A 15,447-nucleotide genomic window follows, 5' to 3' on the forward strand; every position below is an offset into this window, starting at 1 on the left:
ATGCGTACACCGCACGTTCCTGACCCCTCGCTGGGCCAATGACTTGGTGGGGTTTCTTTGTGCTGCATTGTCCGGGGTCAATTTCTTTGCCTACCGGCATTTTCATTTTGCACCCCGCCCAGCTACCGCACATCACATCACCTGGGGTTGCTGGGACTCATCTTGTTCATCATTGGCATGGCAGTTTTGGCGTCATGCTTTCCCACGGAGTTTCTCTGGGCATTTTTCATCCCCATGGTGCTGGCGAGTTGGGTGGACTTTTTGTTAACCCAGGCTGAACACTATGGTGTTGCCGTCACCGACCCAACTATCCGCCGAAATTCCGACCACATTACCTACAACGTGGTGCTTCCCTGGCTCTTGTCGTGGATGACCTTGCATCGATCTTTGCATCGCGTGCATCACCGTCATCCAGGACTGCGCTGGTTCCATGCCCGCCACTATTTGCATGAAGAAACAACTCCGTCCATGTCGTATGGGGCATTTGCACGGCAGTGGCTTTCCAATGGCCCCCGTCTTTGGCCAAAAGCATGAACAGGTCTTGATGTACTAACATCCCGGCCATGAACTTCGCCGACCACGATGATGAATCCGAGCACGCGACGCACACCCCTGCCCAGCGCGCAGTCGCGGCTAGCCGCAGCACATGGGTGAGTGTGGTGGTCAACCTGGCGCTGGCCACCACCCAGGTGGCGGTTGGCCTGTGGTCCCACTCTTCTGCCCTGATTGCCGATGGCATCCACTCGCTGTCGGATTTGGTGTCGGACTTCGTGGTGCTGCTGGCTACGCGCGCGAGCCGTAAGGACGCGGACGAAGACCACCCCTACGGCCACCAGCGTTTTGAGACCGCAGCCTCGCTGGCGCTGGGCGGAATACTGCTGGCAGTGGGGATCGGCATGGCGTGGAGCGCACTGCAAAAACTCGAATCGCCCGATACCATTGCCACCGTGCACCGCACTGCATTGTGGGTGGCACTAGCCGCCATCGTGGTCAAGGAACTGCTGTTTCGCTACATGCTGCGCGTGGCCAAGGCAGTGAAATCCAGCATGCTGGTAGCCAATGCGTGGCATGCACGGTCCGACGCAGCTTCGTCGCTGGTGGTCTCCATCGGGCTGGTGGGCAATATGCTGGGCTACCCACTTCTAGACCCGATTGCGGCGTTGATTGTGGGCTTCATGGTGGGCAAGATGGGTTGGGGCTTCGGCTGGAGCGCGCTGCACGACCTGGTGGACCACGCCGTAGACCGCGCCGAGGTACAGGCCATCCACCAGACGTTGCTCAGCACCCCTGGCGTGCTCGGTGTCCACGACATTCGCACCCGCAAGATGGGAGACATGGTGGTCGCCGACGCCCATATCGAAGTGGATGCACGGCTCACCGTGGAAGCGGGTCATAACATCGCCGTGGCCGCACGCGCCCAGGTGCTCAAACGCCACCGTGTGCTTAACCTCATGACCCACGTGGACCCGGCGCAGCGGCCAGACCGGGACCACGACGTACCACCGCAGTCCTAGCGCACGCTAACGCGCACCAACCTGGCTATCTTGGCTGCTGGTAAGCAGTTTGTCGGTATAGGCGATGGCCAATGCACTCATTAAAAAAACCACGTGGATGATGGTCTGCCACATCAGCACCTTCACGTCGTAGTTGGCGGCGTTGATAAAGGTTTTGAGTAGGTGGATGGAGCTGATTCCGATGATGGCCGTGGCCAGCTTCACCTTGAGCACCGAGGCATTCACATGGCTCAGCCACTCGGGCTGGTCGGGGTGGCCATCCAGATCCATACGGCTCACAAAGGTCTCGTAGCCCCCTACGATCACCATGATCAGCAGGTTGGAGATCATCACCACGTCAATCAACGCCAGCACCACCAACATGATGATGGTCTCGTTGAGCGCCGGCACCGCGATGTCGGACTTGTAGCCAATGCTGGTTACCAGCGCCTGCAGCGCGGTCTGGCTGCCAAACGCGGCCTCCAGCAAATGCACCAGCTCCACCCAGAAGTGGAAGACATACACGCCCTGCGCCGCAATCAGCCCCAGGTACAGCGGCAGCTGCAGCCAGCGGCTGGCGAAAATGAAATTGGGGATGGGGCGCAGTGCGGTGGCTTTTTTAGGCGTGGAGGCAGTCATGGCGTGCAGGGGGTGGAAGTGAAAGGCGCGCGCATTGTAAAAAATGCGCCTAAGCCCCTACAAACCACTCAGCAGCGTCTGCGCCCCCTGCCAGCGTGCACCGGGCGCCAGCACCACGGGTTGCATTACCGCAGCGGCTTCCACGCAGGCAAACTGGGTATGGCCCTGCGGGGGCAAATCGGCCAGGCCCGCATCAGGCCCCGGGTTCCACACCACCACATCGCCAAAGCCCGCATGGTCCAGCCGCAACGTGCCCAGCGGACTGTGTAGCGCGAACGGGCCGGGCACGGCTTCGAAGATCTGGTCAATGGGCTCGCGCAACGACAGCGTGGCGCCCTGCGGCAACACACCCGTCAACGTGGCCCGCGACACATCGCCCACCGCCAGGTAGGTGTGCAGGGCCGCATGGAACGGGAAAGTCGAGGTACCGGTGTTCTCCACAGCCAACGCCATGCGCAGGCCATTCGGCAGCAGACTCACCGTTAGCGTGCAGACACAGGCATGCGGCCACTGCGGGTCATCGCCCACTGCGTTGTGCAGTTGCAGAGACACGCTCGGCTCTGGCGCGGACGCGTCCCAGGGCTGCAATGTCCAGCCACGCATGCGCGCAAAGCCATGGCGCATCAACGGACCACGCGCCGCAAACTGCGGAAAGATCACCGGCACGCCACCACGCACCGCCTGTGGCCCCTTGAGCGGCGAAGCCGGGCTGCAATACAGCCGCTCCACACCGCCGGCGTCCACCCAGGAAATGACCTGGGCACCGCGCAGCAGCACGGTCACCACATCACCCGCCGGGCCTTGCAGGCGCGCGGCGGGGGCTTCGTCGATCAGCAGGGTCTGGCAGTTCATGCCCCGCAGTTTATCGGGTGGTCGTGACCTTGGAGAGGTGGCGGGGCTGGTCTGGGTCGGCGCCGCGCGCACGCGCTACGGCCTCCACCAGCAGGTAGAAACTCTGGATGGCGGTGATCGGGTCCAGGTCTTCTTGCGGTGCGGTGCTAAGCGTCAGGTCGCGGCCCGGCACATCGGCGGGTGCGGCCAGCAGCACCTGGGCGCCCCGGCCGCGCATCTCGGTGGCCAGGTCAATGAGGCTTTGCTGCGCGGGGCCACGCAGCGCAAACACCAGCATGGGGTAGTTCTCGTCCACCAGCGCCATGGGGCCATGCTTGACCTCAGCACCACTGAAGGCCTCGGCCTGGATGGCACAGGTCTCCTTGAACTTGAGTGCCGCCTCCTGCGCAATCGCCAGGCCCGGGCCACGGCCAATCACCATCAGCCTGCTGGCCGTGCGCAGTGGTTCTATGGCGCTGGACCAATCCTGCTTGCACGCTTCGTCCAAAGCAGCGGGCAGGGTCTGCAAGCCCAGCAGCAGGTCGACATGTTCGCCCCAGTGTGCGGCCAGCCGTGCGCCGGCCACCAGGCCGCAGATAAAGCTCTTGGTCGCGGCCACGCTTTTCTCGGGACCAGCGTGCAGCGGCAGTGCCCAGTCCACAGCCGCGGCCAGTGGCGAGGTGGTGTCGTTCACCAGCGCCACCGTGGTGGCGCCCGCGGCTTTAAACATCTGCATCGGCTCGATGAGGTCCGGACTGCGGCCCGACTGCGAGATCGACACCGCCAGCAGGCGCTGCTTGGCCAGGGGTGCCTTGTAAAGCGTCAGCAAGGACATGGGCAATGAGGTGACCAATTGCCCGGTGCGCGACATCACCAAGTAAGCAAAGTAGGCGGCTGCGTGGTCCGAGCTGCCACGCGCAATCGTTACCGCGCCAAGCGGCGGTAAGGCACGCAGGGCGGCGCCCAGTGCGGCGTAGCGGTCTTCGTCCGCAGCCAGTTGCAGCGCCACCTGGCGCGCCGAAGCCAGGGCCTCTTCCAACATCAAAGTACTCACAATCCATCCTTTATTGAAAACACAGGGCCAGCGCGCCATCCATGGCGTCGCCCTGGGCTGGCACCACACGCTGCGCAATGGCAGGCGAGATCTGGGGCAGCAGACGCTGGGCAATGCTGCCGGCCACGGCCAGTGGCAGCGTGTGTGCGGGGTCCAGCGCGGTGGCCAGGGACTCCAGGCTCTGCGCGGCACGCGCGAGCAGCTGGGCCGCTTCGGCATCGTGTTCCGCATGGGCAAATACCTTGGGCGCCAGGCTGGCGTATTCAAACTGCCGGGCCGCACCACACCAGGCCAACAAAGTCGCGGGCGTGCTGCCCAGGGCCTCATAGATATCGCGAGTCAGTGGCGTGTGGACATGACGCCCATCGACGGCGCGCTGCGTGAGGTTCACAGCCTGCAGCCCCAGGTCGGCACCGCTGCCTTCGTCACCACACGGAAAGCCCCAGCCACCCGCAGTCGTGCGTTCACCATTGGCTTGCAGCGCCAGTCCAATCGCGCCCGTGCCCATGATGACCAGCGCACCGGGCGCGCCGCGGTGGGCACCCAGCAAGGCGGTCACCGCATCCGACTCCAGCACCAGGCGCGTGTAGCCGGGGTTGGCGGCCAGGCACTCGGCATTCCAGTCTGCGTTGTTCGCACCGGCCAGGCCCAGGCCCAGCGCGCAGTTGGCGGGCTCAGGTTGGGGCCAGTCCGCCTGCAAGCACCCCTGCACCGCAAATGCAATGGCTTCCGCAATATGCCGCCAGGCCTGGGGCGTGCCCTGCATCAATCCTGATGCACCGGCCTTGCCTTCACCCACCACCACGCCACTGCGGTGCACCACACGCGCCCGCGTGCTAGTGCCTCCACCGTCCACGCCAATGGCGTAGTGGATGTCCGCAGGCAGAGAGGTGAAATTCCAGACAGCACTCATCGGGCGTGGGCCGAGCGCATATTGCCCGGGTTCAGGCGCGTGCAGGCCGAACCGTCGGCACGGAAGACATACAACGCCGAGGGCGCCGCACGCACGATGACCGAGTCCCCCAGGTGCACCTCGGCATTGCCGTCGCCACGCACGATCAGCTCCTGGCCATCGTCCATCTTCAGGTACAGCAGGTTGGATTCGCCCAGGTGCTCCACCAGCGTGATCTCGGCATCCAGCGCCGTGTCATCCGCACCTGGCGCCACACCGGTGGGCAGCACTTCGCAGTGCTCGGGGCGCAGGCCCACTTCCACCGTCTCACCCACCTGCAACTGCGAGGCATCCACCGTGGCCAGCACCTTGCTGCCATTGCCCAGTTGCAGACGTGCGCCAACATCAGACACCTCGATCACGCGCGCGGGCAACAGGTTGATAGTGGGCGAGCCGATAAAGGTCGCCACAAAGCGATTGGCGGGCTGCTGGTACAGCGTGAGCGGTGTGCCCGCCTGCTGCACATGGCCCTCGTTCAGCACCACAATCTTGTCGCCCAGCGTCATGGCCTCCACCTGGTCGTGCGTCACGTAGACCATGGTGGCGTCCAGGTCACGGTGCAGGCGCGCCAACTCGATGCGGGTCTTGGCACGCAGTGCGGCGTCCAGGTTGGAGAGCGGCTCGTCAAACAAAAACAGCCGCGGCTCACGCACGATGGCGCGGCCAATCGCCACGCGCTGGCGCTGCCCGCCCGACAACTCGCGCGGCAGGCGGTCCAGCAGGTGGTCGATGTGCAGCACCTTGGCGGCGTCGCGCACTTTTTTGTCGATGTCGGCCTTGGTGGCACCGTGGATCTTCAGGCCGAAGGACATGTTGTGGTACACGTCCATATGCGGGTACAGCGCATAGCTCTGGAACACCATGGCAATGCCGCGCTCGGCCGGCGGTAGGTGGTTCACCACATCGTCGCCAATGCGCAGCTCACCGCTGCTGATGTCCTCCAGGCCGCACAGCACACGCAGCAGCGTGGACTTGCCACAACCGCTGGGGCCGACCAGCACCACCAGCTCCCCGTGTTCGATATCGAGGCTGATGTTGTGCAGCACCGGTTCGTTGCTGCCATAGGATTTGGAAATGTTTTTAAGGGAAACGCGTGCCATGGTGTGTGTGCTTTATTTGACGGCGCCCGCGGTGATGCCGCGAATCAGTTGACGGGAGAACAGGGCGTACAGCGTGACCACCGGCACGATGGCCAGGGACAGCGAGGCCAGCACGGCATTCCAGTCGGTGGCGTACTGCCCCACAAACTGCTGGATGCCAAGCGTGATGGTTTGGGTCTTGTCCGACGGTGCAAGGATCAGCGGGAACCACAGGTCGTTCCAGATCGGCACCATGGTGAACACCGCCACCGTGGCAATGGCCGGGCGGATCAGCGGCACCACCACCTGGAAGAAGATGCGGAACTCGTCAATGCCGTCGCAGCGCGCCGCGTCCTTCAGCTCACTGGGCACCTGGCCCATGAACTCGGAGAGGATCATGATCGCCAGCGGCAGGCCCTGCGCCACATAGACCAGCACCAGCGCGGTCAACGTGTTCACCAGGTTCAGCTCCACCATCAGCTGCAGGATGGACACCGTGCCCAGTCGGATCGGCACCATGATGCCGAAGGCAAAGAAGAACTTGAGCCAGCGGTTACCCTTGAATCGGTACTCCGACAGGCCCCAGGCCGCCATGGCCCCGAACAGCAAAATGAAGAACAGCGAGGCAATCGTGACGATGAAGCTATTGCCGAAGTACATCAACACATCCGAGCGGCCCAGCACCTTGGTGTAGCCGATCAGCGAGAAGGTCTCAGGCGTGGGCCAAGCCAGCGGATCGTTGAAGATGGCGTCGCGGCTCTTGAACGAGTTCATGAACACCAGCAAGATGGGCAAGAGCGCCAGCAGCAGGTAGGCGATCAGCGTGAGGTGCACAAACACGCGGCTGGGCGCCACGGGCAGGGCTTTGACGCCTTTGGAGGGGGAAGAAGAGCGGGCCATGCGCAGCCTCACAAAGCAAAGCGCTGCAGCCGACGCTGCACCACCAAAAAGTACAGGGCTACGCCCACCAGAATCACCAGGAACATGATGGTGGCCACGGCCGCGCCCATGGTGGCGCTGGCCACTTGCGACTGGTAGCCGAAGAAGGTGCGGTAGAACAGCGTGCCCAGCAGGTCGGTGCTGTAGTTGGGCCCGGCCAGCGCGCCTTTGACCGTGTAGATCAGGTCAAACGCATTGAAGTTGGCCACAAAGGTCAGGATGGTCACCAGCCCCAGCGTGGGCAGGATGAGCGGCAGGCGAATCTGCCAAAAGATGCGCCAGGGCGACGCACCCTCCACCACGGCGGCTTCGATGATGTCTTCGGGAATCGCAATCAGCGCGGCGTAGATCAGCATCATGGGCACGCCGATGAACTGCCACACCGACATCAACGACACCGTGATTAGCGCGCTGCCCTCCAGCCCTAGCCAGGGCGCAAACCAATCGCCCAGGCCCACCAGCGTCAGCAGGCGCTCAGACACGCCCCACAGTGGCGACAGGATCAGCTGCCACACGAAGCCAATGATCACCACCGACAACAACGTGGGCAGAAAAAAGATGGTGCGGTAGGTGGCCGCAAAACGCACATTGCGCAGCGACAGCAGCGCGGCCAGCAGCAGGCCCACGGGGTTTTGCACCGCCATGTGGATGCCAAAGAACTTGAGGTTGTTCCACATCGCATTCCAGAAACTCGCCGACCACTGCGGGTCCGAGAGGATGGTGATGTAGTTGGCCAAACCGGAGAAGGTACGCACGCCCGTGTCGTCGGCGCTGTACAGGCCCAGGCGCAGCGTGTCGATCAGCGGCAGCGCACTGAAGGTGGCGTAGATCAGCAGCGCTGGTGCCAGAAACACCAGCACCCGCCAGGAGAAACCTAATTTCATGGGAGACCTTGTTGGTCAGAGACAGAAGCAGGGGGGGGGAAGAAAACTGCGGCACCAAGGTGCGGACCACTGGCCCGCACCTTGATTACTCAAACCCAGGCATTACTTGCCTGGCGTGTACCACTTGGCAAAGCCGGTCTGGATTTGCGCAGCAGCGTCTTTGGGCGCCATCTTCCCGTTCATGACCTGGGAGCTCACGTTCCACAGTTCGTTTTCCATGCTCGGTGTGCCGCGGCTCATGATCTGGGCGTTCAGGCGGATCGTGCTCTTGCACTGGTTGCGCCAGCTGATCATTTCCTTGGCTACGGGGTTCTTCACATCAATCGCGTGGTTGGACAGCGAGAAGAAGCCAGTCACCTTGTTGGTGTACAGGTCGGCAAACTCCTTGCTGGCCAGCCAGTTCAGGAATACTTGGGCATCTGCCTTGTTCTTGCTCTTGCTGTTGATGCCCATGGCGATGTCGGTGTGGTCCGAGATGTAGCAAGGGTCACCGGCTTTTTGCACGGGTGGCTTGAAGGCGCCGAATTCCACCTTGCTGTTGCCTTCAAAGTAGGAGATGTCCCACGAACCGGCGGGGTAGATCGCAGCGCGGCCGGTGCCGAACAGGTTTTGCGAATCGCCATAGGTTTGTGCCTGGTAGCCCTTGGGCAGGTAGTTGGCCCACTTGGCCATCACGTCCCAGGTGCTCACGAACTCGGGATCGGTGAACTTCTTCTTGCCGGCGATGATGGCCTTGCGACCCTCTTCACCCTTCCAGTGGTTCGGGCCAATGCCGGTGAACACGATCTGGTTGGTTTCCCACTGGTCGGCAGTCCCCATGGCAATGGGCGCCACTTTGCCTTGCGCCTTGATCTTGTCCAGTGCAGAGAAGAAGTCGGCTTCGGTCACAGGCACAGCCAAGCCCAGCTCAGAGAACACCTTCTTGTTGTAGAAGAAGCCGTGGATCACCGAGGCCATGGGCACGCAGTAGGTGTCCTTGCCATCATCGGTCTGCCAAGCCACCTGGGCGGACTCGGGGAAACTCTTCAATGCAGGGTTGCCATTGAGCTTGTCGAGGTGGCCCTTCTTGAACAGGTCTAGCGACACATCAAACGGGCGGCAGGTCACCAGGTCACCTGCGGTGCCAGCGGTCAGGCGGGCGTTCAGTGCGGAGTTGTACTCGGGTGGCGACGTGGGGCTGAACTTCACGGTGATGCCGGGGTTGGCTTTGTAGAAGGCGGGCAACAGCACGTCTTCCCACAGGCCTTTGTCGTCAACGCGCCAGCTCTCGATGGTGAGGGTGCCTGCACTGGCCAAACTGCTGCAAACCAGCGCTGCCGCAGCGGCGGCAAGGCGAAGGGTATGGGACATGGGGTCGGTTCTCCTGGACTTTGGTGAATGAAAACTGCCGTCACTGCCCTGTGGCAAGCGCGATCAGTGGCCCGGAGGTTATGCTGTGACCCCTGTAATATCAAACCGCCAAGCCAGGGCGGCCTTACAGAGTTAAGTCGTTGATTTCATTCAGAATTTTCGCCATGTATTGCTGCTTTGCCTTACGCTTTATTACGCACCAGCAGCCCTCACGGGCCAGGTCTGGCGGGCTGTACGGCGGCGCGCATACATAACATTACAAATCGACAGGAAATGAAAGCTTTCGCCTGGGTCGTATGGGGTCTGTCGCTGTGGCTGGGGGCCGCGCTGCCCACCCACGCGCAAAGCCCCAGCGTGCCGCTGGACGTGCTGCACTGGTGGACCTCGGCCAGCGAACGCCGCGCGGCCGACCAGCTCAGCGCCCACCTGGCTGCGGCTGGCGTGCAGTGGAAGGACGCAGCCATCCCCGGCGGCGGCGGCATGGCGGCCGTCAAGGTGCTCAAGAGCCGCGTGCTGCTGGGCGACCCGCCCGATGTGGCCCAGCTCATCGGCACCACGCTGACCGACTGGGCCGACATTGGCCTGGTCATGCCCCTCAACGCCGTGGCGCAGCGCCAGCGCTGGTCGCAGGTGCTGTTCCCCACCGTGCTGGACCTGATCACCTACAAGGGCGATGTGATTGCCGCCCCCTTGGGCATCCAGCGCATCAACACCCTGCTCTACAACCGCAAGGTGTTCAACAAGCTGGGCCTCACGCCGCCGCGCACCTGGGCAGAGTTTGAAATCATTGCGCGCAAGCTGCAGGCCCAGGGCGTACGCCCGCTGGCCTGGAGCGACGAGCCCTGGCAAATGGCCACCGTGTTTGAAACCCTGCTGCTGGGCGACGCCGGCCCCGCGCTGTACCGCGAGCTCATCGTGCAGCGCAAGAGCAGCGCCTGGATGGACCCGCGCGTGGAGCGCGCCCTGCAACGCCTGCGCTGGCTGCGCACGCTGGCCAGCGACGCGCCCGTGGAACGCGCCTGGACCGAAAGCGCGCGCGAACTGCTGGCCGACAACGCCGGCATGATGATCATGGGCGACTGGGCCAAGGGCGAACTCATGGCCTGGGGCGCCAGCCCCGCCAAAGACTTTGGCTGCGTGGTGGTGCCCGGCACCGAGGGCATGCACCTCTACAGCATCGACACGCTGGCCATGCTCATCAGCGCCCGCCCACGCGAAGCCGCGCAAGAAAAAATGGCCGAGGTGGTCACCGGCATTCCCGCGCAAATGGCCTACAACCGCTTCAAGGGTGCCGTGCCCGTACGCCGCGACATTGACGTGACCCAGCTGGACGGCTGCGCGCGTGATTCGTGGGAAACCTTTGCCGCCCCACGCAGCGCGCGTGTGCCCAGCCTGGCGCACCGCATGGCGGCCGACGAAGCCATCAAGGATGCCGTGGCGCAAACCCTGTGGCGCTACCTGACCGACCCGCGCATGGAACCGCAAGAGGCCCAGCGCCGCCTGGCCGCCGTCATCCGCGCGCCCAGCGCCGAACGCTGAAGACCCATGCCATGAACCGCACCCTGCTGGTCGTTGACGACGACCAAAAAACCCGCAATCTGCTCAAGACCTACTTGGAGAAGCACCAGTACGAGGTGCGCGTGGCACACGACGGTGCCAGCTTCATGGCCGAGTTCGAGCGCTTCAAGGACGAGCTGAGCCTGGTCATTCTGGACGTGATGCTGCCCGACACCGATGGCTTCACGCTGTGCCGCAGTGTGCGCAGCCAGTCGCCCGTGCCCATCATCATGCTGACCGCCAGTGCGGATGACACTGACCGCATCGTCGGCCTGGAGCTGGGCGCCGACGACTACATCGCCAAGCCCTACAACCCGCGCGAGCTGCTGGCCCGCATCAAGGCCATCCACCGCCGCATGCAGCTGGGCGCGCCCGGCGCGCCGGTGCGCACGCTGCGCTTTGCCGGCTTCAGCATGGACGTGGTGGAGCGCGTGCTGACCGACCCGCAGGGCGCGCCCGTGGTGCTGACCAGCATGGACTTCAACCTGCTGCGCTTCTTTGCCGAACACGCCGGCGAAACACTGGACCGCAGCCGCCTGATGGAGCAGACGCGCGGCCGCGACCTCGGCCCGCTGGACCGCTCGCTGGACGTACAGATCAGCCGCCTGCGCCAGCGCCTGCATGACGACGGCAAACAGCCCGTTCTCATCAAGACCGTGCGCGGCAGCGGCTATGTGTTCTCGGCCGACGTGACCCAGCATGGCGACAGCTGACCGACGCCGCTGGACGCGCCGCTACCTGCCCGACAGCCTGCTGGGCCGCATCGTGGTGGTCATGGCGCTAGGCGTGGTGAGTGCCCAGCTGGTGGGCACGCTGCTGTGGGCGCGCCAGCTGCGCGAAAGTGCACGCACCGAGGCGCTGGGCGCTGGCAGGCACCTGGCCCTCAATGCGGCCGGAGCCATCCGCTTCTTCCGCGACCTGCCGCCGCAGTTTCGCCCCATCCTGATCGAGCAGCTGCGCACCATGGGCGGCACACGCTTCTTTGTGAACGTGAACAAGACGCGTGTGCCCATCACCCCACTTAAAAACAACGCGCTGGTAGATGCGGTGGTCGATGTGGTGCGCGACGACCTGGTGCGTAACCTGCACGCCACGCAAGCGCCCGACGTGGCCTTTGCCTGGCCCGACAGCCTGCAGGTGTCGGACGACGGTCGCATGGTCAGCGACCTGCCCGAATCGTGGGTAGAGGCCACGCTGCTGCTGCGCCCCCGGCCCGCGCCGGTGCTGGTCATTCAGGCAGAGTTTGAACCCGGGCGCTGGCTGTACCTGGCCGCGCCCATGCCCGACCCGTACTTTCTGGACAACGCCAATCCGCTGACCACCGACCGCATTGCGCTGCAGCTGGTCACGCTGGCCACCGTGCTGGTGCTCAGCGTGCTGCTGGTGCGCGGGCTCATTCGCCCGCTGAACAAGATTGCCTCCGCCGCCAACGCCTTTGGCAGCGACACCGCGCCCGAGAGCGTGCCCGAGACTGGCACGGCCGAGCTACGCCGCACCGCGCGCGCCTTCAATGAAATGCAGGCCCGCATCCAAGGCTACCTGGTGGACCGCGAGCGCCTGTTCCTGGGCATCTCGCACGGGCTGAAAACGCCCATCATGCGGCTCAAGCTGCGCACCGAGCTGCTGGACGACGAAACCTTGCGCGCCGAATTCCATGAGGATTTGGACGACCTGGACGTGATGGTGAAAGCCGCGCTGCAAAGCGTGAAGGACACCGACATCCACGAGAACCTGACCCCCGTGCGGCTGGACACGCTGCTGGCGCGCCTGGCGCAACGACCCATCCACCCCGACGCATCGATCGAATGCACGGCCGAGGCCATCAGCGTGCTGGGCAAGCCACTCGCTTTGGAGCGCGCCTTCAGCAACCTGCTGGACAACGCCGTGCTGTATGGCGAACGCGTGCAGGTGCGCCTCAGCCGCCAGGGCACGCGCGCGCTGGTGGAGGTGCGTGATTTTGGGCCCGGCATTGCACAGGCCAGCATGTCGGCCGCATTTGAGCCCCACGTGCGCCTTTCCCACGGCCAGCAGCAAAACCGCACCGGCACCGGCCTGGGCCTGGGCATTGCGCGCAACATCATCCAGGCGCATGGCGGCGAGATACGCCTGCACAACCACGCCGAGGGCGGCCTAGTGGTGACCGTGTTGCTGGCGGCAATTGCGCAGGAAGACGCTTAGGCCTTACGGGGCGTCCTGCGCATCCTGCAGCGGCAGATAGATGTCGGTCAGCAAATCGGCCGGCGCCGTGTCACGCGGGTTGTTCAGGTATTCCTCAAACACCGGCAGATCCAGCGCGGCATGGCCCGACTGCACCAGCCATTGCCCATATAGCCACTGGTAGGCCGCACCCATGGTGGCGTAGGGCCCGCGGTGGCGCAGCACGGCGCAGGTGCAACCGCCCAGTGTCTGCGTCTGCAGAGGCGCGCTGGCACTGGCACCCGCGGGCAAAGACAAGCCCGCCCAGGACCGCAGCTGCGCCTCGGGCACTGCCGCAGGGTCATCGTCGTACGCCGCCAGCCAGCGCGTGTCTTCGCGCAACAGACCTTGCGCGGCCATGTGCGTGAAGGTGGTTTCAAACGCTTTGCCAATGCGCATATAGCCACCGCGGTGCGGCAGGCCAGCCAGCGGCACCGCCGGCACAAAGCGAATGTCCACTGCGTAACCCGCCGCTGCAGCCTGCGCCAGCCCCTGGCGAAACACCACATGACCGCCCTGCGCGCGGTACTGCGTGGGCCCCGTGCCATAGGCCGTGCCAAAGGCGCGCGTGAACGACTGCACATTGGGGTAGCCGCACTTGCGCGCCACCTCCGCCACCGGCAACTGTGTGTTGGCCAGGTAGCCCGAGGCGCGGTGCAGCCGCAGCCGGCGTATGGTGGCTGCAATGGTTTCGCCATTCAGTGCGTGGTAGACGCGGTGCCAGTGGTAGGGCGAGAGGTGGGCCACCTCCGCCAGCTGGTCCAGGCCCAGATCCTCCGCCAGATGGTCGTGGATGTAGGCGGTGACGCGGCTCAACCGGTCTTGGTAGTCGGTCCAGCTGTGGCTGCGGTTCATGCGCGTGGGGTTCTTTCGTTATTGCAGGCCTATTGCAATCCAATAGAGATGGCAATCTTGCCATCGGCGCTGTACTGCTCGTACTCGGCAATCACCGTCTTGGCCAGCTCGGTGTGGCTCCAGATTTCCATCCATTTGGCCCCCACCAGGTCAAAGCGGGCGGGCTCCACGTCAAACAGCGCGCGTTTGGAAGCAGGAATGACCACGCGCACCATGCCCACGGGCACCTCGGCACTGGCCGGTACCGTGGCGCCAATCACCAGCGAATACAGACCCGTGTTGTTGAAGCCGGCGTTTTCAAAGTGGGTGTAGACCGCGTACACATCACCATTCAGCTTGGTGGGAATGTGGGCCAGCACCTCCTCCTGGCCAAAGCGCTGCCAGTGCGGGGGGATGGTCTGCATGGCTTCCAGGTTGGTGGTGCGCAGCTCGATGCCGACGACGTGGATGGCCTGGGACAGTTGCTCGGTTTTCATGGGGAGACTCCGGTAGGGTTGAACACCGGGCCAGTCTAAAAACACCGAGCAGACATTTCTTGCGGAGTTGCAGCGCACATCGGGTCGCCATGTGTTGCAACGCACAGACCCTGTTGGCGGGGGCCTCTCAGAATGACCCATGCCTGTATTTTCGATTGAACATAGCCGATTCACGTACTTTGCAGACTTTGTGATCTATTGCGTGTGCGTGGCAGTGCTGGCGGCATTTCTGGGCATTGCGGCGCCCCATGCATTGCGGTGGGAGCTCGTGGCCTGGGCAATGGGCGGGCTGGCGTACTGGACCCTGATTGAGTATGGCGTGCACCGCTTTGTGCTGCACCAGGTGCCACCGTTTCGGGCGATGCATGAGTTGCACCATCTCCATCCCCGCGCCTACATCGGCACGCCGACTTTTGTAACGCTCACCCTGTTTGTTGGGTTGGCATTTTTGCCCGCCTGGTGGTTAACCAACCTCTGGATTGCCAGCGCGCTCACACTCGGTGTGCTGCTGGGGTACATCACCTACTCTGTGACACACCACGCGGCCCACCACTGGCGTTCTTCGAGCAACTGGATGAAGCGCCGAAAGCAACTGCACGGGTTGCACCACCAGTTTGGTCATACGCGGCATTTCGGCGTGACCACCAGCCTGTGGGACCACGTGTTTCGCAGTGCGCACTATCCGCAGCACAAAGCGCCAACGCCACGCACCGACCAAGTCCGGGCGCCGGACGACTTCGCCAAGAGCAGTTCCTAAAGCATTGCCGCAATTTGCCGATAACCACGCATGCAAGTGTCCGGAACATCCTCTGTCTCAGGCCGTATTTCAAGCGCCGGCGGAGACGGCAGCGATATCGCAAAACTGCAGAAGCAGCTGCGTGATTTAGTGGAGGAACTACAAGGCTTAGCCGCATCTGACATCGATCCGAAGTCAAAGAAGGAGCGCGTCAAACTCCTGCAAGCGCAAATTCAGATGGTTCAGGCCCAAATCACCGCAATCCAACGGACTCGCCAGCAAGAGCAACAAAACGTCACCATCCAGAAATCCGAAAATGCGGCAAAGCTGGCGGAGAAAAAGAGCCCCAAAGCTGCATCAGAGAATGACAAACTAGGCAGCCGTGTTGACACGTATGCCTGACTTG

At 63.4% G+C, this 15,447-nt stretch carries 17 protein-coding genes; 7 read left to right on the forward strand and 10 right to left on the reverse strand.

The window, feature by feature from the left end:
• The first annotated feature begins 162 nt into the window (after window positions 1-162).
• Both AC1DZ5_RS03365 and AC1DZ5_RS03370 read left to right on the forward strand, forming a co-directional pair.
• The gene (locus AC1DZ5_RS03365; protein ID WP_477886045.1) at window positions 163-534 is read left to right on the forward strand and encodes a fatty acid desaturase; all 372 of its coding nucleotides are present in this window, start codon (window positions 163-165) and stop codon (window positions 532-534) included.
• 29 nt (window positions 535-563) lie between these two features.
• Window positions 564-1,514, forward strand: a complete 951-nt coding sequence (locus AC1DZ5_RS03370; RefSeq protein WP_477886047.1) for a cation diffusion facilitator family transporter — start codon at window positions 564-566, stop codon at window positions 1,512-1,514.
• A gap of 6 nt (window positions 1,515-1,520) precedes the next feature.
• On the opposite strand, the gene AC1DZ5_RS03375 is transcribed toward AC1DZ5_RS03370, so the two are convergent.
• From AC1DZ5_RS03375 to AC1DZ5_RS03410, 8 genes are all read right to left on the reverse strand, one after another.
• Window positions 1,521-2,132, reverse strand: a complete 612-nt coding sequence (locus tag AC1DZ5_RS03375; protein ID WP_477886049.1) for a TIGR00645 family protein — start codon at window positions 2,130-2,132, stop codon at window positions 1,521-1,523.
• A gap of 57 nt (window positions 2,133-2,189) precedes the next feature.
• A complete protein-coding gene (locus AC1DZ5_RS03380; RefSeq protein ID WP_477886051.1) occupies window positions 2,190-2,984 on the reverse strand; it encodes a D-hexose-6-phosphate mutarotase in 795 nt (264 codons plus the stop codon).
• 10 nt (window positions 2,985-2,994) lie between these two features.
• Window positions 2,995-4,017 (reverse strand): SIS domain-containing protein, encoded by a 1,023-nt coding sequence (locus AC1DZ5_RS03385; protein ID WP_477886053.1) that lies wholly within the window; start codon window positions 4,015-4,017, stop codon window positions 2,995-2,997.
• A 10-nt stretch (window positions 4,018-4,027) separates the two neighbouring features.
• On the reverse strand, window positions 4,028-4,930 hold the full coding sequence (locus AC1DZ5_RS03390; RefSeq protein ID WP_477886054.1) for a glucosamine kinase nucleotide-binding domain-containing protein: 903 nt from the start codon (window positions 4,928-4,930) through the stop codon (window positions 4,028-4,030).
• Window positions 4,927-6,069, reverse strand: coding sequence for an ABC transporter ATP-binding protein (locus tag AC1DZ5_RS03395; protein ID WP_477886056.1), 1,143 nt, complete (start codon window positions 6,067-6,069; stop codon window positions 4,927-4,929). The genes AC1DZ5_RS03390 and AC1DZ5_RS03395 overlap by 4 nt, the downstream gene beginning before the upstream one ends.
• Window positions 6,070-6,081: 12 nt before the next feature.
• Complete coding sequence (locus tag AC1DZ5_RS03400) at window positions 6,082-6,948, reverse strand: carbohydrate ABC transporter permease (protein WP_477886058.1); 867 nt, start codon at window positions 6,946-6,948, stop codon at window positions 6,082-6,084.
• Window positions 6,949-6,956: 8 nt separating this feature from the next.
• The gene (locus AC1DZ5_RS03405; RefSeq protein ID WP_477886060.1) at window positions 6,957-7,871 is read right to left on the reverse strand and encodes a carbohydrate ABC transporter permease; all 915 of its coding nucleotides are present in this window, start codon (window positions 7,869-7,871) and stop codon (window positions 6,957-6,959) included.
• Window positions 7,872-7,973: 102 nt separating this feature from the next.
• Window positions 7,974-9,221 carry an ABC transporter substrate-binding protein gene (locus AC1DZ5_RS03410; protein WP_477886062.1) on the reverse strand — a complete coding sequence of 416 codons (1,248 nt, stop codon included), beginning with the start codon at window positions 9,219-9,221 and terminating at the stop codon, window positions 7,974-7,976.
• 273 nt (window positions 9,222-9,494) lie between these two features.
• Between AC1DZ5_RS03410 and AC1DZ5_RS03415 the strand changes: the two genes are divergently transcribed.
• From AC1DZ5_RS03415 to AC1DZ5_RS03425, 3 genes are read left to right on the forward strand one after another with little or no spacing between them, the layout of a single operon-like run.
• Window positions 9,495-10,760: an ABC transporter substrate-binding protein gene (locus AC1DZ5_RS03415; RefSeq protein ID WP_477886064.1), complete on the forward strand. Its 1,266-nt coding sequence runs from the start codon at window positions 9,495-9,497 to the stop codon at window positions 10,758-10,760.
• 11 nt (window positions 10,761-10,771) lie between these two features.
• Complete coding sequence (locus AC1DZ5_RS03420) at window positions 10,772-11,491, forward strand: response regulator (protein ID WP_477886066.1); 720 nt, start codon at window positions 10,772-10,774, stop codon at window positions 11,489-11,491.
• Window positions 11,478-12,956, forward strand: coding sequence for an ATP-binding protein (locus AC1DZ5_RS03425; protein ID WP_477886068.1), 1,479 nt, complete (start codon window positions 11,478-11,480; stop codon window positions 12,954-12,956). The genes AC1DZ5_RS03420 and AC1DZ5_RS03425 overlap by 14 nt, the downstream gene beginning before the upstream one ends.
• Before the next feature lie 3 nt (window positions 12,957-12,959).
• Here the strand turns inward: AC1DZ5_RS03425 and AC1DZ5_RS03430 are convergent, their stop codons facing one another.
• Complete coding sequence (locus tag AC1DZ5_RS03430) at window positions 12,960-13,829, reverse strand: AraC family transcriptional regulator (RefSeq protein WP_477886070.1); 870 nt, start codon at window positions 13,827-13,829, stop codon at window positions 12,960-12,962.
• A gap of 29 nt (window positions 13,830-13,858) precedes the next feature.
• Window positions 13,859-14,305, reverse strand: coding sequence for a GyrI-like domain-containing protein (locus tag AC1DZ5_RS03435; protein ID WP_477886072.1), 447 nt, complete (start codon window positions 14,303-14,305; stop codon window positions 13,859-13,861).
• Window positions 14,306-14,444: 139 nt separating this feature from the next.
• Between AC1DZ5_RS03435 and AC1DZ5_RS03440 the strand changes: the two genes are divergently transcribed.
• Together AC1DZ5_RS03440 and AC1DZ5_RS03445 are read left to right on the forward strand one after the other, a co-directional pair.
• A complete protein-coding gene (locus tag AC1DZ5_RS03440) occupies window positions 14,445-15,062 on the forward strand; it encodes a sterol desaturase family protein (RefSeq protein WP_477886074.1) in 618 nt (205 codons plus the stop codon).
• Between the two features lie 30 nt (window positions 15,063-15,092).
• Entirely contained in the window at window positions 15,093-15,443 is a 351-nt protein-coding gene (locus tag AC1DZ5_RS03445; protein ID WP_477886076.1) for a FlxA-like family protein, read from the forward strand.
• Window positions 15,444-15,447 lie beyond the last annotated feature (4 nt).

The sequence above is a fragment of the Rhodoferax sp. P1_F3 genome, from assembly GCF_056405715.1.